The sequence below is a fragment of the Pseudomonas sp. BE134 genome (genome assembly GCF_031456105.1).
Classification (GTDB): domain Bacteria; phylum Pseudomonadota; class Gammaproteobacteria; order Pseudomonadales; family Pseudomonadaceae; genus Aquipseudomonas.
This window is the reverse complement of sequence record NZ_JAVDUA010000007.1, coordinates 1-23956: the sequence shown is the minus strand read 5'-3', so window position 1 is coordinate 23956 and position 23956 is coordinate 1. Positions and strand designations below refer to the sequence as shown.

Sequence of the window (23956 nt, the reverse complement as noted above, 5' to 3'; positions counted from 1 at the left end):
GCTGGCCTCTTCGCGGGCAAGCCCGCTCCCACAGGGGATCCTCAGGCAACACTATTTATGACTAAAGAATATCAAAATGTGGGAGCGGGCTTGCCCGCGAAGAGGCCGATTAGTAAACCACAAAGACTAGATCAATCTTATGTTCGATAATCGCCCAGATCCCGCTTTCGCTGATTGAACTATCTAGTACATTCCCCCCACCATTCGTCGCACAAGACCAACAACATCAGGTTCACCCTATGCCCCCGCGCCCTGTCCTGTCCGGTTGATTGCGCTGCGTTTAACCAATCCGTTCTTTTGACTGCAACCCGACGTTGCGGCATCGCCCTGCTTCATCCCCAACAATTAGAGAGACCCGAGCCCATGACGCCTTCCACCGCGCAGTATTTCTTCCCCGCCCTGATTGCCATCGCTGTGGCCTCTGCCGCCCTGCCCGCCCAAGCCGAGGAATCAGGTTTTGTCGACGGCGCCAAGGCCACGCTCAACCTGCGCAACTTCTACATCAACCGCAACTTCACCAACCCGACCAATGCGCAAAGCAAGGCCGAGGAATGGACGCAGAGTTTTATTCTCGATGCCAAGTCCGGGTTCACCCAGGGCCCGGTCGGTTTTGGCGTCGATGCGCTGGGCCTGTTGTCGATCAAACTCGATGGCGGTAAAGGCACGCGCGGCACCCAGCTGCTGCCAGTTGGCAGCGACGGCAGCCCGGTCGATGACTTTGGTCGTCTGGCGGTGGCCGGCAAGATGAAAGTGAGCAAAACCGAAGTGAAGGTCGGCGAATGGATGCCGGTACTGCCGATCCTGCGTTCAGACGATGGCCGCTCGCTGCCACAAACCTTCCAGGGTGGCCAGCTGACGTCTACCGAGATCAGCGGCCTGACGATCTACGGCGGCCAGTTCCGCCAGAACAGTCCGCGCAACGATGCGAGCATGGATGACATGTTCATGAACGGCAAATCCGCGGCCTTCACGTCGGACCGTTTCAACTTCGGCGGCGGCGAATACACGTTCAACGACAAACGCACCCAGGTCGGTGCCTGGTACGCAGAGCTCAGCGACCTCTACCAGCAACAGTATTACAACCTCAACCACAGCCAGCCGATTGGCGACTGGGTCCTCGGCGCCAACCTGGGCTATTTCATCGGCAAAGAAAACGGCAGCGCCCTGGCCGGCGACCTCGACAACAAAACCGGGTTCGCCATGCTCTCGGCCAAGCACGGTGGCCACGCCTTCTACGTCGGCCTGCAAAAACTCACCGGTGACGATCTCTGGATGCGCGTCAACGGCACCAGTGGCGGCACCCTGGCCAACGACAGCTATAACTCCAGCTACGACAACGCCCAGGAAAAATCCTGGCAGGTGCGCCACGACTACAACTTCGTCGCCCTCGGCGTTCCCGGTCTGACGCTGATGAACCGCTACATCAGCGGTGACAACATCCACACCGGCACCATCACCGACGGCAAGGAATGGGGTCGCGAGTCGGAACTGGGCTACACCGTACAAAGCGGGCCGTTGAAAAGCCTCAACGTCAAATGGCGCAACTCGACCATGCGCCGCGACTACAGTAACAACGAGTTCGACGAAAACCGGGTGATCATCAACTATCCGATCAGTTTGTTATAAACCTCGGCGCCGGCACTCACGCTCAGGGAGTGCCGGCGCTAACCGCTGGTCACTTCGTACTGGCGGTATGTACAACCGCAGATACAGTCAGGCTGTGCGTTTAAATTCTCCAGCCTGATGTAGGAGCCCCTTTTTCTTCCGTTATCTCCGGATGCTGTACGTGAAGCTGCCATGACCAAGGAGGTCAGGTATGAGCAAGCGAATAGTTATCGTCGGTGGCGGTGTAGGTGGAACCATGCTGGCCAATCAACTGGTCAGCAAGTTGTATCCAGAAATCCTGCGCGGCGAAGTCTCGATTGCACTACTGTCCAATTCCCCCGATCACTTCTACAAACCTGCGTTCATGTATGTCGCGTTCAACCTGTTCTTTGAAGAAGAACTCAAGCGCCCGGAACGTTCTTTGTTGCGCCCGGAAATCAGCTTTCGCGTCGAAGAAGTCACTCGCTTCGATTTTCCCGGCCAATGTCTGATAACCCGCTGCGGCAAGCGTTATGACTATGACTTTCTGGTCATTGCCACTGGTTGCGTGCCCGCACCGGAGCGTATCGAAGGCTTGAAAGAAGCCGGCGACCACTTCTACCAATATCAACCCGCCCGACAATTGGCTGAACGCCTGAGCACGATCAAGAAGGGTCGGATTTTCATCACGGTGTCCTTTCCGCAAACTCCCAACGTGCCGCATCAATGCGGCATCGCCCCGGTTGAAACAACGCTGATGCTCGACGATTTCCTGCGGCGTCGGGGTGTGCGCGACCATGTGGAAATCATCTACACCTACCCGACCACCGCACAGCTGCTGCGCAACTGCCTGTTTCTACAACGGCCTACCGGTGAAATATTGCCCGGCATTTTCGAACAGAAGAATATTCACTTCCAACGCGGTTTCACCCTCGACCGGGTCGATCCGGATCAGAATATCGCCTACTCGACAGAAGGCGATGCGCAACCGTTCGACATCCTGATGGCAACGCCGCCGATTTGCGCCGTGGAGGCCGTGCGCGAGTGCGGCGTCTCGCAAGCGCCGAACGATGAAGGCTGGTTGCCGACCAACCACGAAACGTTACGGGTCTATGGCCTGGAAAACGTCTATGTGATTGGCGACACCGTCGACCTGCCGGTGAGCAAGGCCGGGGGCGCCTGCCATAACCAGGCACCCGTGATCGCCAATAACATTGCCTCCGAGATTCGCCATGGCGCGCCCAACAGTGTGTATGACGGACGGGTTCAGGCCGTGGCGCAGATGGGCCTCAATGCCGGTATGCCGCTGGTGTACGACTACGCCCATGACGTGCTGCCGACACCGCCGACCAAACTCGGCGGTTTGCTCAGGAACGGCTTCAATCGTGGCCTGTATTGGGCGGTTGCCCGTGGAATACTTTGACCCTGCACAGGGAGGAGTGAACAGTGAATAAACTGACGGATGAAACGCTGGGGGCCAGTGCTAGCAGTACGCCGGGGTGGAATGCCCTGATGGCAAAACTTCAGCCGCTGATTGACGGTGGGCGGCTGGACAACATTGTCGATGCCTTGTCGCTGGTCTCGGACATGATTGACCTGCTGGACCCTGCGATGGTGGAAAAACTGGCGCAGCTGTTCGAAAACGCTACGGCGTCCACCTGGATGATAGGCAATGCCGTGCGTCTGGCCAAAGCCGAGGTCGCCGCCGCCCCGGCACCACCGGGAGCCTATGCCTTGATCAAATTGCTGAACGACCCGGACACACGCAAAGGCGTGGCTATTGTCTTGAAAACGCTGAGCGTCATCGGAAGACAACTGTAACCGCCGGCAGACTAAGTTAGAACTAATTGGATACCACTCTATTATTAAAAAAACCTAAAACCTGTTAGTTCTAACAGTAGACCCCCCCCTACCAAACTTCTAAAGTTCCTTGAGGAAAGATATCTACCGACGTCAACCACGACCGACTTTTTACAGACCTGCATCAACCGCGTATCGCCATTTAACGCCGTGCTGGACAGCGCGTTTAAACCTCTTCGAAAGGACGCAACCCATGTTTGAACAAGAGCTCAGGCCGTATCAGGATCGATTGGCTCAACACCCGATTTATGGCGCTATTCGTTCGGTCGAACACGTCAGAATATTCATGAGTCACCATGTCTTTGCAGTATGGGACTTCATGAGCCTGGCCAAACGCCTGCAGCGTGACTTTACCTGTGTAGAGCTGCCTTGGATGCCGGTGCTGAATGAAGACAGCGCTCGCCTCATCAATGAAATCATAACCGGTGAAGAATCGGATATTGGCCATGATGGCCACCCGGTCAGTCATTTCCGACTGTACCTCGATGCCATGACTGAAGTCAGTGCACCCACTGAAAAAATCGACACCTTTATCCGTCAATTTGCCTACTCTTACTCTCTCGGAAAGTCACTGGACCAATCCCGCGCTCCGGCGTACGTAAAGACATTTGTCAAACATACGATTAAGACAGCGCGCAACAGCTCAACTGCCGAAGTGGCCAGCAGCTTTCTTTTTGGCCGTGAAGACCCAATCCCCCAAATGTTCCAAACTCTAATGGAGCGCTGGGGGCTAACGGCTCATCAAGCGCCGAAGTTGACTTATTACCTTAATCGACACATCGAAGTAGACAGCGGCGACCATGGCCCTGGCGCACAAAAAATACTGTCTCGTTTAATCATCACGCCGCAGGTGCGGGAAAAAGCACTGCAAGCGGCCATTGACGCGATCGAACACCGAATCAAGTTATGGAACGGTATCTATCGAGAAATAAAAAAATCGGATGCATATGCCTAGTCATTCACTGCCACTCAAGGATAGAGAGGACCACCTGATGCCCACACAACGAGAGCTTAAGGTTTCAGTAAGCACTACCGACTGGGACGGCAAGGCCTACCAGCAATTCTCCCGACTTCGACAACGACCGGTGAATGAACTGCTTGATCGTGTCGACATCAAAAATCCCAAACACATCTACGATCTGGGTTGCGGCACAGGCATTGCGACGCAGGCTCTCGCCAAGCGCTGGCCCCGAGCGAACTTGATGGGCATCGACAGTTCGGAGCAAATGCTTCAAGAGTCCAGAAGTCTGCCGATCAGGGCCCGATGGAAACAGTGCGACCTGCAAAACTGGCAACCCGAACAGCCCGCTGACTTGCTGTTTGCCGCTGCCGTGCTGCATTTCATCGACGATCATCCACAGCTGTTGCCTCGATTGCTCAAGCATTTGAACCCGGGTGGTTGTCTGGCGGCGCACATGCCCGATTGGCGCGATGCGATGTGGTATCGGCTAATGCTCGACACCCTCGACAGTGGTGGCCACGACGGGCAACCGCTGGGCACCCCGCAGCTACGTGAAAGCATGGCGCGGCGGCCATTGTTGTCGCTTGAGGACTACTACCGTCTGCTGGCGCCGCGCTGTGCAACGCTGGATATCTGGGAAACCGAGCAGCTACAGGTCGTCGACGGCAAGTCGCCGATTTATGACTGGGTCAAGGTGTCGGCGTTACGAGAGGTAATGCAGGGATTGAAGGATGACGAACAGGCGCGGTTCATCTATCACTTCATGAGGCGGGTGCATGCGCATTACCCGCAGGAGGGGGATGGGCATACGTTGTTTCCGTTCAAGCGGGTTTTCATTGTGGCCACTGTGTAAGCCATGACATCGGAATCGCGGGCAAGTCGAATCGTCGCACCGCCGCTCCCACAATTGAAACGCATTCCCCTGTGGGAGCGTGGCTTGCCCGCGATGGCGTCAGTACAGGCAACAAAAAAACCGAATGTTACTCCCGCGACTCAACCCCCAACTCATCCCAAACCGACTCCGCCAAGTGGAACGTCGCATTCGCCGCCGGGATGCCGCAGTAGATCGCGCTCTGCATGATCACTTCCTTGATCTCGCCACGGGTCACGCCATTGTTGGCGGCGGCGCGCAGGTGCAGTTTGAGTTCGCCCTCGCGGTTCATGCCGATCAGCATGGAAATGGTGATCAGGCTGCGGGTGTGGCGCGGCAGGCCCGGGCGGGTCCAGATGTCGCCCCAGGCGTGGCGGGTGATCATCTCCTGAAATTCCGAGTTGAACTCGGTCAGGGTCGTCAGGCTGCGGTCGACGTGAGCGTCGCCGAGCACTGCGCGACGGACTTTCATGCCTTCGTCGTAACGTTGTTTCTCGTCCACAACAATCCCCTTAATGAGCGTTCAAAAACGCCAACACTCGCTCGCTGAACGCAGCGTCGGCCTGGACGTTGGACAAATGCGCAGCATAGAACTCTGCGTATTCGGCGCCCTGCACATGTTCTTGAATGAAGTGTCCGCCGGATGGCGGCGTGACCGCGTCTTCGGTACCAGCAATGACCAGCAGCGGCGCCTTGATCGAAGACAACTGCTCACGGAAGTCGGCATCACGCACCGCCGCGCAATTGGCCGCGTAGCCTTGAGGCGAAGTGGCGGCCAGCATGTCGGTGATTCGCTTCGCGGCAGCTGGGTTGGCTTCGGCAAAGTCCGGGGTAAACCAGCGTGCAATCGAGGCATCGCGCAGCGCGACCATCGCGGCCGGACCGTCGCGCAATACAGTTTCAATGCGCGGGTTCCAGATCGACGGGTCGCCGATTTTCGCGGCGGTGTTGCACACCACCAGTTTGTTCAATCGATCACCGGCATTGATCCCCAGCCATTGGCCGATCAATCCGCCCATCGACAACCCACAGAAATGCGCGCGTTCAATGTGCAACGCATCCAGCAGCGCCAACACGTCGCGGCCCAGTTGTTCAATGCTGTACGGGCCAGGTGTCACCAGCGATTGGCCGTGGCCACGGGTGTCGAAACGCAACACGCGCAAATGCTCGGTGAACGCCGCAATTTGCGCGTCCCACATGTGCAGGTCGGTGCCCAGCGAGTTGGACAGCACCAATACCGGTGCATCCTCAGGCCCATCAAGTTGGTAGTGCAGTTCGCCCTCGGCGAGTTGTACAAAAGCCACAGCAATCTCCTTCAGGCAGTCAACGCAGAATGTTCAGCCACCGCCCGCTCGACCCAGGTATGGGCCTGGCCGAGGTAATGGGCGGGGTCCAGCAGACGATCAAGTTCAGCATCAGAAAGCTCGGCGGTCACTTGCGGTTCGTCACCGAGGACGGCGCGCAGATGACGCTGTTCAGCCACCGCACGCTTGCAGCAGAGTTCCAACAGATGATGCGCGGTGTCGCGGCCGACCCGTTGGGCGAGGACGATGCTCACCGCTTCGGCCAGCACCAGGCCTTGGGTCAAATCGAGGTTGCGCGCCATGCGATTCGCGTCCACTTCCATCCCCTGCGCCACCAGCAACGCTTGCTTGAGGCCGCCGGACACCAGGCAGCAAATCTCTGGCAAGGTTTCCCACTCCGCATGCCACAGACCGAGGCTGCGTTCGTGTTCTTGCGGCATGGCGCTGAAGAGGGTCGAGAGCAAACCGGGAACGCGAGTCGCCGCACCGATCAGCACCGCTGCGCCCACCGGGTTGCGCTTGTGCGGCATGGTCGAGGAACCGCCCTTGCCGGGCGCCGATGGTTCGAAGACTTCGCCCGCCTCGGTTTGCATCAACAGGCTGATGTCGCGGCCGAGTTTGCCCAGGCTGCCGGCAATCAATCCCAGCACCGAACCAAACTCCACCAGACGATCACGCTGGGTGTGCCAAGGCTGCTCCGGCAAGGTCAGTTGCAGTTCTTCGGCCAGGGCTTCAGCAATCGGCATCGCCTGTTCGCCCAGTGCGGCCAGGGTTCCGGAGGCGCCGCCGAATTGCAGCACCAACAGACGTGGCTTGAGCTCTTGCAAACGTTGACGGCTGCGAGTGACCGCACCCAGCCAACCGGCGATTTTCATGCCGAGGGTGACCGGTGTTGCATGCTGCAACCACGTGCGGCCAGCCAAGGGGGTGGCGACATGACGTCCGGCTTGAGTCGCGAGGGTGTCGCCCAGTTGCGCCAGATCACTTTCGATCAGCGCCAGCGCCTCACGCAATTGCAACACCAGACCGGTGTCCATCACGTCCTGGCTGGTCGCACCCAAATGCACGTAGCGCTCGGCTTCGGCATCACTGGCTGCGATCTGCTTGCCCAACGCCTTGACCAATGGGATGGCGGAATTGCCTGCCGTGGCAATGGCCTCGCCGAGGGCGGCGAAATCGTAATGCCCGGCCTGACACGCGGCTTCAATGGGGGCGACAGCCGTTTGCGGAATCAGCCCGACACGCGCCTCGGCCCGGGCCAGTGCGGCTTCGAAATCGAGCATGGCCTGAACGCGGCCTTGATCACAGAACACTTCACGCATATCGCGTGCAGTGAAATAGGCATCGAACAATTGATTGCCCGGTCGCTCGTTCATAAAACAGTCCCTGGAGGCGCGAGCCCGTCAGGCCCGCGCGTAAAGATCAAAGGTCGTGGTGCAAATACTTCGCCTGTTTCGGCAGACGCAAACTGAACAGGAACGCCACCGCCATCATTACCGTAACGTACCAGTAGAAGGAGTTTTCCATGCCCACGGCTTTCAGGCTCAGGGCAACGTATTCCGCCGAACCGCCGAAGATCGCATTCGCCACCGCGTAGGCCAGGCCGACACCCAGGGCACGCACCTCCGGCGGGAACATCTCGGCTTTTACCAGGCCACTGATCGAGGTGTAAAAGCTCACGATTGCCAGTGCCACGGTAATCAGCACAAAGGCCAGGAACGGACTGCTGACACTTTTGAGGCTCAACAGAATCGGCACGGTGCACAACGTCCCGAGGGCGCCGAACCAGAGCATCGAGTTACGTCGGCCAATCTTGTCCGCGAGCATGCCGAAGAACGGTTGCATGCACATATAAAGGAACAGCGCGCCGGTCATGATGTAGCTGGCGGTCTTGGCTTGCATGCCGGCGGTGTTCACCAGGTACTTCTGCATGTACGTGGTGAAGGTGTAGAAAATCAGCGAGCCACCGGCGGTATAACCGAGCACGGTAATGAATGCGGCTTTATGGTCGCGGAACAGCGCACTGATGCTGCCGGCGTCCTTGTTTTCGCGCATTTCCTTGCTGCTGGTTTCTTTCAGTGAACGACGCAGGTACAGCGAAACCAACGCAGCCAGCGCACCGACTACAAACGGAATCCGCCAGCCGTAGGCGCGCAACTCATCTTCAGTGAGGAACTGTTGCAGGACCACCACCAGCGACACCGCCAGCAACTGCCCTCCAATCAGCGTCACGTATTGGAACGAGGCGAAGAAGCCGCGCTGGCCTTTGAGCGCGACTTCACTCATGTAGGTGGCGGTGGTGCCGTACTCCCCGCCCACCGACAAACCTTGAATCAAACGTGCGAACAGCAACAGGATCGGGGCCCAGACGCCGATGTCCTTGTAGGTCGGCAGGCAAGCGATGAGCAACGAACCGAAGCACATCATCAGAATCGAGATGAGCATCGAATTCTTGCGCCCGTGCTTGTCCGCCAGCCGCCCGAAAATCCAGCCGCCGATGGGACGCATCAGGAACCCGGCGGCGAATACGCCAGCGGTGTTGACCAGCTGCACGGTTGGGTTGTCGGACGGGAAAAAGGCTGGCGCAAAATAGATCGCGCAAAAGGCGTAAACGTAGAAGTCGAACCATTCGACGAGGTTGCCGGACGAAGCGCCGACAATGGCGAAGATCCGCTTGCTGCGTTCTTCACCGGTGTAATGAGCTTCAATAGCTGTGGGCGTAGTCATTGTTTTTCACTCAATGGGGACGTTGAGAGTCTAGACACACTTCGCAACAATCCCGTTCCGCAAATACATCAGCAACACAGATCTCCCTGTTGGAGATCCCCCCTGTGGGGGCGAGCCTGCTCGCGATTGCGGTGTATCAGTGCCATCAATGCTGAATGACACTCCGCAATCGCGAGCAGGCTCACTCCTACAGGGATTTCCGGTGTTCTCAATAATCGAAGAACACCGTCTCGGCATCAGTGCCCTGCAAAATCACATTCCACTGATAGACACCCAACGCATCCTGCTTCGCCAGCAACGTGCTGCGGCGCTCGGCCGGAACACATTCCAGTAGCGGATCCGCCACGTTGGCCGGTTCGCCATCGAAGTAAATCCGCGTCAGCAAGTGCTTGACCAGCCCGCGAGCAAACACCAGCACCACCAGGTGCGGCGCCTGGGTCGAGCCTTTCAGGCCTTCAACCGTGCCCGGCTTGATGGTAGTGAACCGAAAGCGCCCTTCGGCATCCACCGGCACCCGGCCAAAGCCTTCGAAGTTCGGGTCCAGTGGTTTGTCCTGATCATCTTCTGGATGGTCGTACTTGCCGGCGGCGTTGGCCTGCCAGACTTCCAGCATCGCGTCATTGACGACATCGCCGTTGCCATCGACAACTTGCCCGGTGATCGCCACGCGCTCGCCGAGGGTTTGTGCAACGGTCAGGTCTTCGCGGTTCAGCCAGGTCAGGCCGATGTGGTAATACGGCCCGACGGTATGGGACGTGGTCGCGTTCAGCGTCATCTTATTTCTCCATCGGCGTGGCGTCGCGGCCGCGCAAGACGATGTCCCAGCGATAACCGAGGGCATAGGAAGGGATGGTTTTTTCCAGATCAAACGTCGCGATCAAACGCTCTTTGGCACTGGTGTCCGGCACGCAGTTGTAGATCGGGTCGTACGCCAGCAGCGGGTCGCCCGGGAAATACATCTGCGTGACCAGGCGCGTCAGAATGCTCGGCCCGAACAGTGAGAAATGGATGTGCGCCGGGCGCCACGCGTTGTGGTGGTTGCCCCACGGGTAGGCGCCTGGCTTGATGGTCTGGAACTGATACCAGCCATCGGCGTCGGTCACGGTGCGTCCGGTGCCGGTGAAGTTCGGGTCCAGCGGCGCGTCGTGCAGGTCACGGGCGTGGTTGTAGCGACCGGCGGCGTTGGCCTGCCAGATTTCCACCAGAATTCCCGGTACCGGCAAACCGTTTTCATCCAGCACGCGGCCGTGAATGATGATGCGCTCGCCCTGTGGTTCACCTTCGTGTTGAGCGGTCAGGTCGTTGTCCTTCTCATTGACGCGATCAGCGCCAATGGTCGGCCCGGTGATTTCCGACAGCGAGTGTGGCAAAAACACCAACGGCTTGGACGGTGAGCGCAGGTTGGTGGATTGATATGTCGGGTGCAGGTAATCGGGCTGAGTGCCCGCCTGCGGGCGGCGGTAACCAGGCTTGTCAGTCATTTCGCTTTCCTCTGTTCTTATTTGTCGACGCGACGTGTCAGACGCGTTCGATCGCCAGCGCCAGACCCTGGCCTACGCCGACGCACATGGTCGCCAGACCTTTCTTGCCGCCGGTCTTTTCCAGCTGATGCAATGCGGTCAGCACCAGACGCGCACCGCTCATGCCCAGCGGATGACCCAAGGCAATGGCGCCGCCGTTCGGGTTGACCTGAGCCGCGTCGTCCGCCAGCCCCAGTTCACGCAACACCGCCAGGCCTTGGCTGGCGAAGGCTTCGTTGAGTTCGATCACATCGAAATCGCTGACCGCCAATCCAAGACGCTCGGTCAGTTTGCGCACCGCCGGGACCGGGCCAATGCCCATCACCCGAGGCGCAACGCCGGCGCTCGCCATACCCAGCACTTTAGCGCGTGCGGTCAGTCCGTGTTTCTTCACCGCCTCGGCGGACGCCAGAATCAATGCCGCCGCACCATCGTTCACGCCTGAAGCGTTGCCGGCGGTGACGGTTTTGTCGGGGCCGTTGACCGGCTTGAGTTTGGCCAACATTTCCAGGGTGGTGTCGGCGCGCGGATGTTCGTCCTGCGTGACCACCGTTTCACCCTTCTTGTGGGCAATCCGCACTTCTACGATTTCTTCAGCGAAATATCCTGCAGCTTGCGCGGCAGCTGTGCGCTGCTGGCTACGCAAAGCGAAAGCATCCTGGTCTTCACGGGACACTTCGTAATCGTCAGCCACGTTGTCGGCGGTCTGCGGCATGGCATCCACGCCATATTGCGCTTTCATCAACGGGTTGATGAAGCGCCAGCCGATCGTGGTGTCTTCCAGCTTCATGTTGCGCGAGAACGCTGCGTCGGCTTTGCCCATCACGAACGGGGCGCGGGACATCGACTCGACACCACCGGCAATCGTCAGCTCCATTTCGCCGCTGGTGATGGCGCGGAACGCGGTGCCGATAGCATCCATGCCCGAGGCGCAGAGGCGATTGAGCGTGACGCCCGGAATGGTTTCCGGCAGTCCGGCCAGCAGCAGCGCCATGCGTGCGACGTTACGGTTGTCTTCGCCAGCCTGGTTGGCGCAGCCGAAGAACACCTCGTCTACCGCATTCCAGTCCACCGACGGATTGCGCGCCATCAGTGCCTTGAGCGGCACGGCGGCCAGATCGTCAGCGCGAACCGCGGACAGACCGCCGCCGAAACGGCCGATAGGCGTGCGAATGGCGTCGCAGATATAAACGTCACGCATCAGGCTTCTCCGGGTGCTTGGCCGTGGGCGGCAGCGGTGCGGGCTTCAAGATCCCTTAAAGCAGTGAGTTCGACTTCAGTCGGCTCGGCCGTGTTTTCAACGGTGTCAGCGAAGCGAACCGCCCAACCGGTGGCGGCGACCACTTGCTCGCGGGTCACGCCCGGGTGCAGTGCGGTGACCACAAACTCATGGGTGCCGGCTTCCGGCTCCATGATGCACAGGTCGGTAATGATGCCTACCGGACCGGCACCCGGCAGACCGAGACGCTTGCGCGAATCACCGCCTTCGCCATGGCCAACCGAGGTAATAAAGTCGAGTTTATCGACAAACGAGCGCGCCGACTGCTTGAGGATAATCAGGACACTTTTGGCCGAACCGGCAATCTCCGGTGCGCCACCGGCGCCCGGCAGACGAACCTTCGGCGCATGGTAATCGCCGACCACGGTGGTGTTGATGTTGCCGAAACGGTCGACTTGCGCAGCACCGAGGAAACCGACGTCAATGCGCCCACCCTGCAACCAATAGCGAAAAATCTCACCCGTCGGGACTACGGTGTCAGCGGTTTCCGCCAGCTCACCGTCACCGATCGACAGCGGCAGTACGCTTGGCTTGGCGCCAATCGGACCCGATTCGTAGATCAGGACTACATCCGGCGAGGAAGTAAGACGCGCCAGGTTGGCCGCTTTCGATGGCAAGCCGATGCCGACGAAGCACACAGAACCGTTCTTCAAACGGCGAGCGGCGGCAACGGTCATCATTTCATTGGTGGTGTAAGTCATTACTTGGCCTCCGAAGCAGCGGCCAGCTTGGCCTGGAACTCGCTGAAGTCAGCGCAGCCGTGGATGTATTCGTTGATCCACGCGGTGAAGGTTTCACGGTCGCGGGCAATCGGGTCCCAGGCTTGGTAGAAACGGTTATCACGCTCGTTGTAACCGTGAGCGTAGGACGGATGCGCACCGCCAGGGACGTGGCAGACCGCGCTCAACGCCCAGGTCGGCAGAACACAGGAGTTCATCGGGGCATTGAGGTCGTCGACGATTTCCTCGACGGTAACGATGCAGCGCTTGGCGGCCAGTGCCGCTTCTTTTTGTACGCCGAGAATGCCCCAGAGCAGCACGTTGCCTTTGCGGTCGGCTTTCTGTGCGTGAATCACGGTGATGTCCGGTCGCACCGAAGGCACGGCGGCCAACACTTCACCGGTAAACGGGCAGGTGACGGTTTTGATCAGCGGGTTGACCTTCGGCAGGTCGGAACCGGCGTAGGCCCGCAGCACTGCGAATGGCAGGCCGGAAGCGCCAGCGACGTAGGCATTGGCCAGGTCGGCGTGGCTGTGTTCCTCGATCTCCAGTGCGTGCGGCCACTGCTTTTCGACGGCGTCACGCAGACGGTGCAGCGAACCGACACCCGGGTTGCCGCCCCAGGAGAAAATCAACTTGCGAGCACAACCGGCGCCGATCAACTGGTCGTAGATCAGGTCCGGGGTCATGCGTACCAGCGTCAGGTCTTTCTTGCCCTGACGAATGATTTCATGACCCGCCGCCGTAGGAATCAGATGGGTAAAGCCTTCGAGTGCGACGGTATCGCCGTCGTTTACGAATTGCTTCACCGCGTCGTGCAGCGAAAGGATTTCAGCCATGGGGCAGGCTCCCGTTTTGTTATGAACCGACAGTGGAAGAAAAAGGCGCGATGCGCGCGCCGGAGTGCCTAAAGATTAAGCCTCTGAAAAACACCAAACAATCCGATAATCGACTATGTGTTCGTTTATCGAACATATTGTTGTCTGCCTATCGATGATCGTTCCCACGCTCTGCGTGGGAATGCAGACAGGGACGCTCCGCGTCCCAAAGAGGACGCAGAGCGTCCATTGAGGCATTCCCACGCGAAGCGTGGGAACGATCAAAAAAGATCACCGAAGAATCACAAGCCTGTACTCAAGTCGCATCCGCATGACTGACCATGCCCTTGATCACCACCGCCGTGGTCGCCAGCGCCGCCGGAATCACCAGCGCCGTCAGCACCTGCTCGAAATTCCAGCCCAGCCCCAGCAATGTCGCGCCCATCCACGCACCGAGAATCGCGCCGAAACGGCCAATCCCGAGCATCCACGACACACCGGTCGCCCGCCCTTGCGTCGGGTAAAACCGCGCCGCCAGCGATGGCATCGCCGATTGCGCCCCGTTGACGCACATGCCTGCCACCAGCACCAACGTCGCCAATAGCGTGATGTTGCCCAGGCTCTGCCCTACCGCGTAGGCAAACACCCCGGCCAGCAGGTAGAAAATGCCGATGACCTTGTGCGGATTGAACCGGTCCATCGCCCAACCTACGCCCACCGCACTCAGCACACCGCCAAACTGGAACAGTGCGCCAATGAATGCGGCCTGCTCCATGCTCGCGCCGCTGTCACGCATCAACGTCGGCAGCCAACTGGTTAGCAGGTACACAATCACCAGCCCCATGAAGTAGGTCAGCCACAGCAATAATGTGCCGGTGCTGTAAGTGCCCGAGAAGATCACTGCGAGCACGTTGCGAGCTTTCACGGTTTTCTGTTCTGGCACGCTGAAGCTCGAAGCCTGCGCGACAACGCTCGGGTCGATGGGGGCCAGCGTCTTGCGCACTTTGTCGGTGCCCCGGTTACGGACGACCAGATAGCGCGCCGATTCCGGCAGCCAAAACAGCAGAACCACGGTGAGGATCAGCGGCAGGATCCCGCCGATCAGCAACAGGCTGTGCCAGCCGAACGCTGGGATCAGCTTGGCCGAGATAAACCCGCCGCCGGCCATCCCGAGGTTGAAGCCGCAGAACATGCTGGTCACCAGCAGGGACTTTTTGCGTTCCGGGGTGTATTCCGACAGCAAAGTCGTGGCGTTCGGCATACCCGCGCCTAGACCCAGACCGGTGAGAAAACGCAGTACCAGCAATTGATCGACATTGGTGCTGTAGGCCGATGCCAGACTGAAGGCGCCAAACACCAACACCGCGCCGACCAGCACGACTTTTCGCCCGAAACGGTCCGCCAATGGGCCGGAACCCAGCGCACCGAAGACCATGCCGATCAACGCAGCACTCATGACCGGGCCGAGACTGGCGCGGTCGATGCCCCAATCCTGCGACAACGCAGGCGCAATAAAGCCCATGGCCGCCGTATCGAGGCCATCAAGGAAGACAATCAGGAAACACAGGATCACCACTCGCCACTGATAGCGCGAAATGGGCTGAGCATTGATGAAGGACTGCACGTCGAGGCAGTTACCTACAGAAGACTGGGGCTGGTTCATTATTTTTATTCCACACAAAAACACTATCGGACAAGTGCCAGCCAGGGCCGGCACTGCCGCGACAGTAATGATCCGGGGGAAAGACCGTCAATTCGATAAACGCGAGTCTGTGCGTTTATCGAACATCTTAGGCGGAGAACCTGGAACGGCGCCTTAGGCGAAGAGCTGCGCGCTGAGGTCGCGGCTGGCGCTGAGCAGTCCCGGCAGGAATCGCTGCTCCAGCTCATTGCGACTGACACGGCCGGCGTGGGTGCTGACGTTCAAGGCGGCCACCACCTGGCCAGAAGCGTCGTACACCGGCACGGCAATCGAACGCAGACCCTGTTCCAGTTCCTGATCAACGATGCACCAGCCTTGTTGCCGCACTTCTTGCAGGCATTCGAGCAACGCCTCGGGCGTGTGCAGGGTGCGGCTGGTCTTGGCTTGCAGCTCTGCATGATCGAGGTATTCACGCAGCGAGGTGTCATCCAGCGCGGCGAGTAGTATCCGACCCATTGAAGTGCAATAGGCGGGCAAACGGCCGCCCACTGAAAGGTCGACCGAAATCAGCCGCTGGGTCGTTGCCGAACGCGCGATGTATAAAATGTCGTCACCTTCCAGCGTGGCCATGTTGCACGCCTCATGAAGTTGCTCACTCATGCGGTCCAGATACGGCTGGGCCGACACCGCCAGAGGTGTCGACGACACGTAGGCATGGCCCAGGGTCAACACTTTGGGCAGCAGCGAATAGGTACGACCGTCGGTGGTGGCGTAGCCGAGTTTGATCAAGGTATGCAGGCAACGTCGCACCGCTGCACGGGGAATTTCCGTACGATGACTGATCTGGGCAATGGTCAGATGCCGCTTGCGCTCTTGAAACGCTTGCACTACCGCCAGGCCGCGAGCCAGGGAGGTCATGAAATCGGGGTCGCCGGTCAGGGCCTGAATTCGCTTGGCGGGTGAGGCGACAATCGGCGGCGCGACTGAAGTGAAAGAGTTGCGCATTTGATCGTTCATGACAGGTCCTTTCCGAGGCGGATCAGCGGTTATTACACGCGGCCCCCGCTTCAGCACACAAGACAGGGACTGCCGAGATCGGGCGATTATCGAACCACAGGGCGATAATCGCAACCCGTACCCCTCACCGCCCAAGCTGCTCGCCGCTGGTTTTCGCACCGAACACTAAACGCTTTTAACCGTGTTCGATCACGGACTTGAAAAGTCATGTCTTCGGCCTAACTTATCGACTTCATGGCGCCAGAAAGACATCACTGCAAAGTGACATCATCGCCACCCCCTTATTAACGTTGAAAGTTGCGAGTAACAAAACCATCACACACGAAGAACAACTTTTAACTCTCAAATGATAGTGTTCTTCGAATCGACCGCTATAATACACCTCAGTGGCAACCCGGTTTTTATGTACCGGTTGCGCCACCGGACGGCCCGGTATTCTACCGTTGCTGCCCACAGCAAGCGCTTGGCGCTCATTCATATGCTCCGCCAACGCCCGCGCTGAAACAGGTAACTGATGCTACGTCAGCTGTTTTTCTCTGGTGCCGTGGCCGCCTGCAACATGGAAGTATTGTTCGCATGCCGTAAAACGATGCTTTTGGCATTGTCCTTTCCGCGAGTGTGGTCAATAGATTCAATGCAGCGCGTTTCACCAGAATTAATCTCAACTCATACAGGTAGCACTGTGACGAAAGACGAACTGCGCGCGGAACTTGAGCGCCAGGAACAACGTTACAAGGAAGTTTACGGCGGGGAAGTCACCACCTACGCCGCTCAGCCCGAGCCGGAACGCAAACCCTGGCGTAAACGCGCCACCGTTCAGGATCAGGCGTTCACTCAGGAATTGCAGAAGATGGAAAAGGAACTCAAAGCCGAAGAGCCTTGACCGACTCGGCACAACTCCTTTCAGAGGTCTGCGTCTGCTCCCGTTAAAAGCGGGCTGCATCGATGAAGCCTTTCGCGCCCGCTACAAGCGGGCAGCGGCCACCTCACCCATCGGATGAGGTAAATGGCTTGTTTCTGACCCTCCTCTCAGAAATTTCCCACGGGCGTTTAAACCTCTCGACTTCACGAGAGAAACCCTTGTGGCTGCGGCATTCCCCCATAATTTCAAAGACTTGCAAAACCCGGCAAAACGCTGGGAGATAGGCTGATGCCACAAACTAATTCGTTGAAGAATGTAACCGATGAGCAGCAAGTGCATTGATTAGCGGTCTTTTCTGGCATAATCGCGCCCCCTTACGACCGGGTCAGAAAACCTTCATGATCGATTTATTCAGCGGACTTGATGCTTGGGTGCTTGTGAGCCTCTTGCTCGCCCTGGCCTTTGTCCTCGCCTTCGAGTTCATCAACGGCTTTCATGACACCGCAAACGCGGTGGCTACTGTTATCTACACCAAAGCCATGCCGCCTCATCTGGCGGTGTTCTTTTCCGGTGTGTTCAACTTCCTCGGCGTGCTGCTGGGCGGTGTAGGCGTGGCGTACGCCATCGTCCACCTGCTGCCGGTAGAACTGCTGATCAATGTGAACACCGGTCACGGACTGGCCATGGTGTTCTCGCTGCTTGCTGCTGCCATCACCTGGAACCTGGGCACCTGGTACTTCGGTATCCCGGCGTCCAGCTCCCATACCCTGATCGGTTCGATCCTCGGTGTTGGCCTGGCCAACGCGTTGATCAACGGCATTCCGTTGGCCGATGGCGTGAACTGGCAGAAGGCGATCGATATCGGCGCCTCCCTGGTGTTCTCGCCAATGGCCGGCTTCGCTGTCGCGGCACTGGTGTTGATCGGCCTTAAATGGTGGCGCCCACTGTCCAAGATGCACAAGACACCGGACCAGCGCCGCAAGCTCGATGACAAGAAGCACCCACCGTTCTGGAACCGTCTGGTCCTGGTGATCTCGGCCATGGCCGTTAGCTTCGTGCACGGTTCCAACGATGGCCAGAAAGGTATCGGCCTGATCATGCTGGTGCTGATCGGTATCGTGCCGGCGCAGTTCGTACTCGACCTGGGCAGCACGACTTACCAGATCGAACGGACTCGTGATGCGACCCTGCACTTGAGCCAGTTCTACAAGCGCAACGCCGACACCCTGGGTGAATACCTGGCGCTGGGCAAAAGCATAGAAGGCGATCTGCCGGAGAAATTCCGTTGCAACCCGCAACAGACCGAACCGACCATCACCGCCCTGCTTGGCACCCTTAAAGGTGTATCGGACTATCACTCGTTGTCGTCGGAAAGCCGCATCGAAGTGCGTCGTTATCTGCTCTGCCTGGATGACACGGCAAAGAAAGTCGCCAAGTTGCCTACCCTCAATGCCCGTGAAAAGGCTGACCTGGACAAACTGCGCAAAGACCTGACCACCACCACCGAATACGCTCCGTTCTGGGTGATTCTGGCGGTGGCACTGGCGCTGGGCCTGGGCACCATGGTCGGCTGGAAACGCGTGGTACTGACCATCGGCGAGAAGATCGGCAAGCAAGGCATGACTTACGCCCAAGGCATGTCGGCGCAGATTACCACCGCGTGCATGATCGGCCTGGCCAACATCTTTAGCCTGCCGGTGTCCACCACTCATGTGCTGTCTTCGGGCGTGGCCGGCACCATGGTCGCGAACAAAAGCGGTCTGCAAGGCGGCACGGTGAAAACCATCCTGCTGGCTTGGGTCCTGACCCTGCCTGCGACGGTGGCCCTGTCGGCCGGCCTGTTCTGGCTGGCATCAAAGGCATTGGGTAGCTGATATCTCGCTGCTAAATAAAAAGGCGCGATCCGAGAGGTTCGCGCCTTTTTTGTGCTTACAAACTTCCAGACACCAAAGCTCCCACAGGGTTTTGTATTGCCAGATCGAAATCGCAGGCACAAAAAAAGGGCAACCATAAGTTGCCCAAAATGCCTTGCGTGCTCATTACATCCGGAAAGAACTACGATTTGCGCTTGTGCGAATCTTTCCAGATAAAAACGCCTAATCCTGCGAAAAACAAAACCATGAGGCTGACAGTCAGCACTCCGGCGAACACCACGTTGTCGAAAAACATGACTGGCCTCCAGGACTTGTTCTGTTGCGATAGGGCTAAGTTAACCAAACAGTCGCAGAAGAAAATTGACCTGGATCAATGTCGCCCGAGACCGGACGTAAACGAGGGGAAATAACTGACCTGCATCAAAAGATGCAGGGTACTTCAACGCTTTTTCGGCTTGTTCTTCGGCTTCTTCTTGGCTTTACCCAATGGCATCGCCTGCTCGAACGCCTGACGAACTTCGTTCAGACGTTTTTCATTGAGGTCGTGAACCCGCTTGGCGCGTTCCGAATTGAGATCTATCAGCTTATCGTCTTGGCTCATGGTGCTCTGTGCATCGTTTGACAGGGTTATTGCAATAATGCGGTCTGACGACCGCGCTGACCAGCCGCAACCTCAAATCTGAATATCGACCCACAGGCCCTGCCGCGGCTCATCCTCCATCAACGGCGCCACCGGCACCGTGTTGTCGGCATTCAGTTCGTCACCGGGAATCGCCAGGTGTGCCTCCGGGTCTTCATCGGCCTCGCGACGGCGACGCTCTCGCTCCTGCTTGCGACGCTGTTCCTCGCGCAACTGAAAAGCCGCTTCCTCAGGATCACGCTGCTGCAGGTCGATCGTGCTTTCGCTGGAGCTTTCCTGCACCGGCGCCACCGGCGCAATCTCCGGGCGCGGGCGAATCGGGTCCTGCTGTGAGGTGATCGGTACGGCACTCAAGGGGAGCATCGGTGGCAGCATAATTCAGTCTCCTGTCAGCAGGCTGTCGGCTGCGAGGATGGCGACTTGAGCCATCGGTCGCAAACTGTGACCTGTTTGGCACGAATGGGTGGCCTGGCCTGCGGGCAGGGTTTCGTTGGGCTAACGTAAGACTGCGAGTTTTTATGAGAGTCCTTTGGCCCTCGAGGTCTCATTCCGTTAAGATAGCCCGCTTTTTCAAGGTGGGAGTCAGGCAGCATGGCGCAGCAGTATCAACCGGGGCAACGCTGGATCAGTGACAGCGAAGCCGAGCTGGGTTTAGGCACCGTTCTGGCACAGGACGGCCGCTTGTTGACCGTGCTCTATCCGGCCACTGGCGAAACTCGCCAGTACGCGCTAAGGAATGCGCCCCTCACCCGCGTGCGGTTTTCGCCCGGTGACTCGATCACTCACTTTGAAGGCTGGAAACTGACGGTTCAGGAAGTCGACGACGTCGATGGCCTGCTGGTTTACCACGGCCTCAACGCGCAGAACGAAGGGGTGACCCTGCCGGAAACCCAGCTGTCGAACTTCATTCAGTTCCGTCTGGCCAGTGACCGTTTGTTCGCCGGGCAGATCGACCCGCTGGCCTGGTTCTCCCTGCGTTACAACACCCTGGAACACACCAGCCGCCAATTGCAGTCCGCGCTTTGGGGCCTGGGTGGCGTACGTGCGCAACCGATCGCGCACCAATTGCACATCGCCCGTGAAGTCGCCGACCGCATTGCGCCGCGTGTTCTGCTGGCGGACGAAGTAGGCCTGGGTAAAACCATCGAAGCCGGTCTGGTGATCCATCGCCAACTGCTCTCGGGCCGCGCCAACCGCGTGCTGATTCTGGTTCCCGAGAACCTGCAGCACCAGTGGCTGGTCGAGATGCGCCGCCGCTTCAACCTGCAAGTCGCGCTGTTCGACGAAGAACGCTTTATCGAAAGCGATGCCACCAACCCGTTCGAAGACACGCAGCTCGCGCTGGTCGCACTTGAGTGGCTGGTGGAAGACGAAAAGGCTCAGGATGCGCTGTTTGCCGCCGGCTGGGACTTGATGGTCGTCGACGAAGCTCACCACCTGGTGTGGCATGAAGACAACGCCAGCCCGGAATACACCCTGGTCGAGCAGCTCGCTGAGACCATCCCCGGCGTGCTGTTGCTGACCGCGACCCCGGAACAACTGGGTCAGGACAGCCACTTCGCCCGTCTGCGCCTGCTCGACCCGAACCGTTTCCATGACTTGGCCGCCTTCCGCGCCGAGAGCGAAAACTATCGCCCGGTGGCCGAAGCCGTTCAGGAGTTGCTGGACAAGGGGCGCCTGTCGCCTGAAGCACACAAGACCATTCACGGTTTCCTCGGCAACGAAGGCGAAGCGCTGCTGGCCGCCGTGAACGATGGCGACACCGAAGCCAGCGCCCGCCTCGTGCGCGAACTGCTGGATCGCCACGGCACCGGCCGCGTGCTGTTCCGTAACACTCGCGCCGCCGTGCAGGGTTTCCCGGAGCGCAAACTGCACCCGTACCCGCTGCCGTGCCCTGACCAATACCTCGAACTGCCACTGGGCGATCACGCCGAGTTGTACCCGGAAGTCAGCTTCCAGGCCCAGCCGGACGCCAACGAAGAAGAGCGCTGGTGGAAGTTTGACCCGCGCGTCGAGTGGCTGATCGATACCCTGAAGATGCTCAAGCGCACCAAGGTGTTGGTGATCTGCGCGCACGCCGAAACTGCCATGGACCTGGAAGACGCCCTGCGCGTACGTTCCGGGATTCCGGCCACGGTGTTCCACGAAGGCATGAACATCCTCGAACGTGACCGCGCCGCCGCTTATTTCGCCGATGAAGAATTCGGTGCACAAGTGCTGATCTGCTCGGAAATCGGCAGTGAGGGTCGCAACTTCCAGTTCTCGCACCACTTGGTATTGTTCGATCTGCCTGCGCACCCGGATCTGCTGGAGCAGCGTATCGGTCGTCTGGACCGGATCGGCCAGAAGCACACCATCGAACTGCACGTGCCTTATCTGGAAACCAGCCCGCAAGAGCGCCTGTTCCAGTGGTATCACGAAGCGCTGAACGCGTTCCTCAACACCTGCCCGACCGGCAACGCCTTGCAGCATCAGTTCGGCCCGCGCCTGCTGCCGCTGCTGGAAGAGGCTGACGACGGCGAGTGGCAAGCGCTGATCGACGAAGCCCGCACCGAGCGTGAGCGTCTGGAAGCCGACTTGCACACCGGCCGTGACCGCTTGCTGGAGCTCAATTCCGGCGGTGCCGGTGAAGGCGACGCACTGGTTGAAGACATTCTTGAGCAAGACGATCAGTTCACCCTGCCGATCTACATGGAAACCCTGTTCGACGCGTTCGGCATCGACAGCGAAGACCATTCGGAAAATGCGCTGATCCTCAAACCGAGCGAAAAAATGCTCGACGCCAGCTTCCCGCTGGGCGACGACGAAGGCGTGACAATCACTTACGACCGCAACCAGGCGCTGTCTCGTGAAGACATGCAGTTCATCACCTGGGAGCACCCAATGGTTCAGGGCGGCATGGACCTGGTCCTGTCCGGCTCGATGGGCAACACCGCCGTGGCGCTGATCAAAAACAAGGCGCTCAAACCTGGCACCGTATTGCTGGAACTGCTCTACGTCAGCGAGGTGGTTGCACCGCGCTCGCTGCAACTGGGCCGTTACCTGCCACCGGCTGCCCTGCGCTGCCTGCTCGACACCAACGGCAACGACCTCTCGGCCCGCGTGTCGTTCGAGACCTTGAACGATCAGCTGGAAAGCGTACCGCGTGCCAGCGCCAACAAGTTCATCCAGGCTCAGCGTGATCAGTTGACGCCACGGATCAACGCCGGCGAAGACAAGATCTTCCCGCGTCATGCCGAGCGTGTTGCCGAAGCGCAGCGTCGTCTGGCAGCTGACACCGACGAAGAACTGGCTCGCCTGACAGCGTTGCAAGCCGTCAACCCGACCGTGCGCGACAGCGAACTGGTTGCCCTGCGCAAACAACGCGAGCAAGGCTTGGCCATGCTTGAAAAGGCTGCGCTGCGACTGGAAGCGATTCGGGTGTTGGTGGCGGGTTAATCTTCCGCATCTACTGCGTCAATAAAAAAGGCCCGCAGCGATGCGGGCTTTTTTATTGGACGAATTTTTGGTTCTGTCAGTTCAAGATTTCAAACTTCCAAGCGGAGCTTTCTAATAATTGCGCAGGACATTTCTGACAACCGAATAGGAGAATTCGTTAAAGCCATAGAACAGCAAATAAACACATTTAACGTCGCCCCTCCCCGCGCTCAAAACGAACTTTCCTACTCAACTCTCAGACCCATTCCGACTATTAACACTCTAGTATAAAAATACAGACCACCGCACCAAGCACAGCGATACACGTAGCATCCGCTACTGACAACCACAAAATATTTTAGGATTTTACAATGAGTAATGGATTAACTCTCCCTCCCCTCGACATTACAGCTTTTGCACCAGGATATTCCTCATCAACACGAGGAGTCAGTTGGCCATCGCCAAACCCTGCACTGGTTTTCACCGCGCAACAACAGGAACGCAACGCTTACTACAGCCAAGGCATGTGGCGCGAAATGATCATAAAGATCACTGACGAACAAAAGCCATATATTAAAAACGGAATTGCTACCAGCATAGTTCAATCCATAATGCGGGACATGCAAACCATTCCATTTGCCGATAACTATATCTGCTTGAATCCGAACATATCGCCCGCACAAGCACTACATTACGCAACTAAAAACTTCAAAGCAGGATCTGTTCCGGAGTCCAAAGGATTGTCTGGAGGGCTATTAACTGTATTGTATCCGCTCCATGAACTCCACATTCCAAGCGGATAATAGACGGCTGATGCTGTGCTCCCGATTTCCATCAGGAGCCCATCACCATGATGCGTCC

23 protein-coding genes are annotated in these 23956 nt (G+C 58.4%); 9 read left to right on the top strand and 14 right to left on the bottom strand.

Features of this window, described 5'->3' with window-relative positions:
• Nucleotides 1-363 precede the first annotated feature (363 nt).
• The 5 genes from J2Y56_RS07820 to J2Y56_RS07800 all read left to right on the top strand — a co-directional run bounded on the left by J2Y56_RS07820 (nt 364) and on the right by J2Y56_RS07800 (nt 5258).
• Entirely contained in the window at nt 364-1626 is a 1263-nt protein-coding gene (locus J2Y56_RS07820) for an OprD family porin (protein WP_310349597.1), read from the top strand.
• Nucleotides 1627-1816: 190 nt separating this feature from the next.
• Nucleotides 1817-3007: an FAD/NAD(P)-binding oxidoreductase gene (locus J2Y56_RS07815; RefSeq protein ID WP_310337689.1), complete on the top strand. Its 1191-nt coding sequence runs from the start codon at nt 1817-1819 to the stop codon at nt 3005-3007.
• Between the two features lie 23 nt (nt 3008-3030).
• Nucleotides 3031-3405 (top strand): DUF1641 domain-containing protein, encoded by a 375-nt coding sequence (locus tag J2Y56_RS07810; RefSeq protein ID WP_310349594.1) that lies wholly within the window; start codon nt 3031-3033, stop codon nt 3403-3405.
• Between the two features lie 232 nt (nt 3406-3637).
• A complete protein-coding gene (locus J2Y56_RS07805; protein WP_310349593.1) occupies nt 3638-4399 on the top strand; it encodes a DUF3050 domain-containing protein in 762 nt (253 codons plus the stop codon).
• A 37-nt stretch (nt 4400-4436) separates the two neighbouring features.
• Nucleotides 4437-5258 carry a methyltransferase domain-containing protein gene (locus tag J2Y56_RS07800; protein WP_310349590.1) on the top strand — a complete coding sequence of 274 codons (822 nt, stop codon included), beginning with the start codon at nt 4437-4439 and terminating at the stop codon, nt 5256-5258.
• Between the two features lie 127 nt (nt 5259-5385).
• Here the strand turns inward: J2Y56_RS07800 and pcaC are convergent, their stop codons facing one another.
• The 11 genes from pcaC to pcaR form a co-directional block, all read right to left on the bottom strand.
• The gene (pcaC, locus tag J2Y56_RS07795) at nt 5386-5778 is read right to left on the bottom strand and encodes a 4-carboxymuconolactone decarboxylase (RefSeq protein ID WP_007947294.1); all 393 of its coding nucleotides are present in this window, start codon (nt 5776-5778) and stop codon (nt 5386-5388) included.
• Between the two features lie 10 nt (nt 5779-5788).
• The gene (gene pcaD, locus J2Y56_RS07790; protein WP_310349588.1) at nt 5789-6580 is read right to left on the bottom strand and encodes a 3-oxoadipate enol-lactonase; all 792 of its coding nucleotides are present in this window, start codon (nt 6578-6580) and stop codon (nt 5789-5791) included.
• An 11-nt stretch (nt 6581-6591) separates the two neighbouring features.
• On the bottom strand, nt 6592-7956 hold the full coding sequence (locus tag J2Y56_RS07785; RefSeq protein ID WP_007947292.1) for a 3-carboxy-cis,cis-muconate cycloisomerase: 1365 nt from the start codon (nt 7954-7956) through the stop codon (nt 6592-6594).
• Between the two features lie 46 nt (nt 7957-8002).
• Entirely contained in the window at nt 8003-9307 is a 1305-nt protein-coding gene (locus J2Y56_RS07780) for an MFS family transporter (protein WP_007947291.1), read from the bottom strand.
• A gap of 208 nt (nt 9308-9515) precedes the next feature.
• Nucleotides 9516-10082, bottom strand: a complete 567-nt coding sequence (pcaG, locus tag J2Y56_RS07775) for a protocatechuate 3,4-dioxygenase subunit alpha (protein ID WP_310337683.1) — start codon at nt 10080-10082, stop codon at nt 9516-9518.
• Between the two features lies 1 nt (nt 10083).
• A complete protein-coding gene (gene pcaH / locus J2Y56_RS07770) occupies nt 10084-10788 on the bottom strand; it encodes a protocatechuate 3,4-dioxygenase subunit beta (protein ID WP_007947288.1) in 705 nt (234 codons plus the stop codon).
• Between the two features lie 37 nt (nt 10789-10825).
• Entirely contained in the window at nt 10826-12031 is a 1206-nt protein-coding gene (pcaF, locus tag J2Y56_RS07765; protein WP_310349751.1) for a 3-oxoadipyl-CoA thiolase, read from the bottom strand.
• On the bottom strand, nt 12028-12807 hold the full coding sequence (locus J2Y56_RS07760; protein WP_150782188.1) for a CoA-transferase subunit beta: 780 nt from the start codon (nt 12805-12807) through the stop codon (nt 12028-12030). Before J2Y56_RS07760 ends, pcaF begins: the two co-directional genes overlap by 4 nt.
• Nucleotides 12807-13664: a CoA transferase subunit A gene (locus J2Y56_RS07755; protein WP_007947285.1), complete on the bottom strand. Its 858-nt coding sequence runs from the start codon at nt 13662-13664 to the stop codon at nt 12807-12809. The genes J2Y56_RS07760 and J2Y56_RS07755 overlap by 1 nt, the downstream gene beginning before the upstream one ends.
• Before the next feature lie 295 nt (nt 13665-13959).
• Nucleotides 13960-15306, bottom strand: a complete 1347-nt coding sequence (locus tag J2Y56_RS07750; RefSeq protein ID WP_007947282.1) for an MFS transporter — start codon at nt 15304-15306, stop codon at nt 13960-13962.
• A gap of 153 nt (nt 15307-15459) precedes the next feature.
• The gene (gene pcaR, locus J2Y56_RS07745) at nt 15460-16302 is read right to left on the bottom strand and encodes a pca regulon transcriptional regulator PcaR (RefSeq protein WP_007947281.1); all 843 of its coding nucleotides are present in this window, start codon (nt 16300-16302) and stop codon (nt 15460-15462) included.
• 682 nt (nt 16303-16984) lie between these two features.
• Between pcaR and J2Y56_RS07740 the strand changes: the two genes are divergently transcribed.
• Together J2Y56_RS07740 and J2Y56_RS07735 are read left to right on the top strand one after the other, a co-directional pair.
• On the top strand, nt 16985-17185 hold the full coding sequence (locus tag J2Y56_RS07740; RefSeq protein ID WP_007935837.1) for a hypothetical protein: 201 nt from the start codon (nt 16985-16987) through the stop codon (nt 17183-17185).
• A 377-nt stretch (nt 17186-17562) separates the two neighbouring features.
• Nucleotides 17563-19038 (top strand): inorganic phosphate transporter, encoded by a 1476-nt coding sequence (locus J2Y56_RS07735; RefSeq protein ID WP_033049464.1) that lies wholly within the window; start codon nt 17563-17565, stop codon nt 19036-19038.
• Nucleotides 19039-19219: 181 nt separating this feature from the next.
• On the opposite strand, the gene ccoM is transcribed toward J2Y56_RS07735, so the two are convergent.
• The 3 genes from ccoM to J2Y56_RS07720 all read right to left on the bottom strand — a co-directional run bounded on the left by ccoM (nt 19220) and on the right by J2Y56_RS07720 (nt 20053).
• Nucleotides 19220-19333, bottom strand: a complete 114-nt coding sequence (ccoM, locus tag J2Y56_RS07730; RefSeq protein ID WP_007947278.1) for a cytochrome c oxidase subunit CcoM — start codon at nt 19331-19333, stop codon at nt 19220-19222.
• Nucleotides 19334-19477: 144 nt separating this feature from the next.
• Nucleotides 19478-19639: a hypothetical protein gene (locus J2Y56_RS07725; RefSeq protein ID WP_007935839.1), complete on the bottom strand. Its 162-nt coding sequence runs from the start codon at nt 19637-19639 to the stop codon at nt 19478-19480.
• A 72-nt stretch (nt 19640-19711) separates the two neighbouring features.
• Complete coding sequence (locus J2Y56_RS07720) at nt 19712-20053, bottom strand: aspartate-semialdehyde dehydrogenase (protein WP_310349583.1); 342 nt, start codon at nt 20051-20053, stop codon at nt 19712-19714.
• Between the two features lie 216 nt (nt 20054-20269).
• Here J2Y56_RS07720 and rapA point away from each other — a divergent pair, with 216 nt between their 5' ends.
• Both rapA and J2Y56_RS07710 read left to right on the top strand, forming a co-directional pair.
• A complete protein-coding gene (rapA, locus tag J2Y56_RS07715; RefSeq protein WP_310349581.1) occupies nt 20270-23116 on the top strand; it encodes an RNA polymerase-associated protein RapA in 2847 nt (948 codons plus the stop codon).
• A gap of 350 nt (nt 23117-23466) precedes the next feature.
• Nucleotides 23467-23898 carry a lipid II-degrading bacteriocin gene (locus J2Y56_RS07710; protein WP_310349579.1) on the top strand — a complete coding sequence of 144 codons (432 nt, stop codon included), beginning with the start codon at nt 23467-23469 and terminating at the stop codon, nt 23896-23898.
• The last annotated feature ends 58 nt before the right edge of the window (nt 23899-23956 follow it).

What these genes read in the sequence shown, in the direction of transcription:
- J2Y56_RS07820 (WP_310349597.1), top strand. Translation starts at nt 364, where the DNA reads ATGACGCCTTCCACCGCGCAGTATTTCTTCCCCGCCCTGATTGCCATC.
- J2Y56_RS07815 (WP_310337689.1), top strand. Translation starts at nt 1,817, where the DNA reads ATGAGCAAGCGAATAGTTATCGTCGGTGGCGGTGTAGGTGGAACCATG.
- J2Y56_RS07805 (WP_310349593.1), top strand. Translation starts at nt 3,638, where the DNA reads ATGTTTGAACAAGAGCTCAGGCCGTATCAGGATCGATTGGCTCAACAC.
- J2Y56_RS07800 (WP_310349590.1), top strand. Translation starts at nt 4,437, where the DNA reads ATGCCCACACAACGAGAGCTTAAGGTTTCAGTAAGCACTACCGACTGG.
- J2Y56_RS07785 (WP_007947292.1), bottom strand. Translation starts at nt 7,956, where the DNA reads ATGAACGAGCGACCGGGCAATCAATTGTTCGATGCCTATTTCACTGCA.
- J2Y56_RS07780 (WP_007947291.1), bottom strand. Translation starts at nt 9,307, where the DNA reads ATGACTACGCCCACAGCTATTGAAGCTCATTACACCGGTGAAGAACGC.
- pcaG (WP_310337683.1), bottom strand. Translation starts at nt 10,082, where the DNA reads ATGACGCTGAACGCGACCACGTCCCATACCGTCGGGCCGTATTACCAC.
- pcaH (WP_007947288.1), bottom strand. Translation starts at nt 10,788, where the DNA reads ATGACTGACAAGCCTGGTTACCGCCGCCCGCAGGCGGGCACTCAGCCC.
- J2Y56_RS07760 (WP_150782188.1), bottom strand. Translation starts at nt 12,807, where the DNA reads ATGACTTACACCACCAATGAAATGATGACCGTTGCCGCCGCTCGCCGT.
- J2Y56_RS07755 (WP_007947285.1), bottom strand. Translation starts at nt 13,664, where the DNA reads ATGGCTGAAATCCTTTCGCTGCACGACGCGGTGAAGCAATTCGTAAAC.
- J2Y56_RS07750 (WP_007947282.1), bottom strand. Translation starts at nt 15,306, where the DNA reads ATGAACCAGCCCCAGTCTTCTGTAGGTAACTGCCTCGACGTGCAGTCC.
- pcaR (WP_007947281.1), bottom strand. Translation starts at nt 16,302, where the DNA reads ATGAACGATCAAATGCGCAACTCTTTCACTTCAGTCGCGCCGCCGATT.
- J2Y56_RS07735 (WP_033049464.1), top strand. Translation starts at nt 17,563, where the DNA reads ATGATCGATTTATTCAGCGGACTTGATGCTTGGGTGCTTGTGAGCCTC.
- ccoM (WP_007947278.1), bottom strand. Translation starts at nt 19,333, where the DNA reads ATGTTTTTCGACAACGTGGTGTTCGCCGGAGTGCTGACTGTCAGCCTC.
- J2Y56_RS07725 (WP_007935839.1), bottom strand. Translation starts at nt 19,639, where the DNA reads ATGAGCCAAGACGATAAGCTGATAGATCTCAATTCGGAACGCGCCAAG.
- J2Y56_RS07720 (WP_310349583.1), bottom strand. Translation starts at nt 20,053, where the DNA reads ATGCTGCCACCGATGCTCCCCTTGAGTGCCGTACCGATCACCTCACAG.
- rapA (WP_310349581.1), top strand. Translation starts at nt 20,270, where the DNA reads ATGGCGCAGCAGTATCAACCGGGGCAACGCTGGATCAGTGACAGCGAA.
- J2Y56_RS07710 (WP_310349579.1), top strand. Translation starts at nt 23,467, where the DNA reads ATGAGTAATGGATTAACTCTCCCTCCCCTCGACATTACAGCTTTTGCA.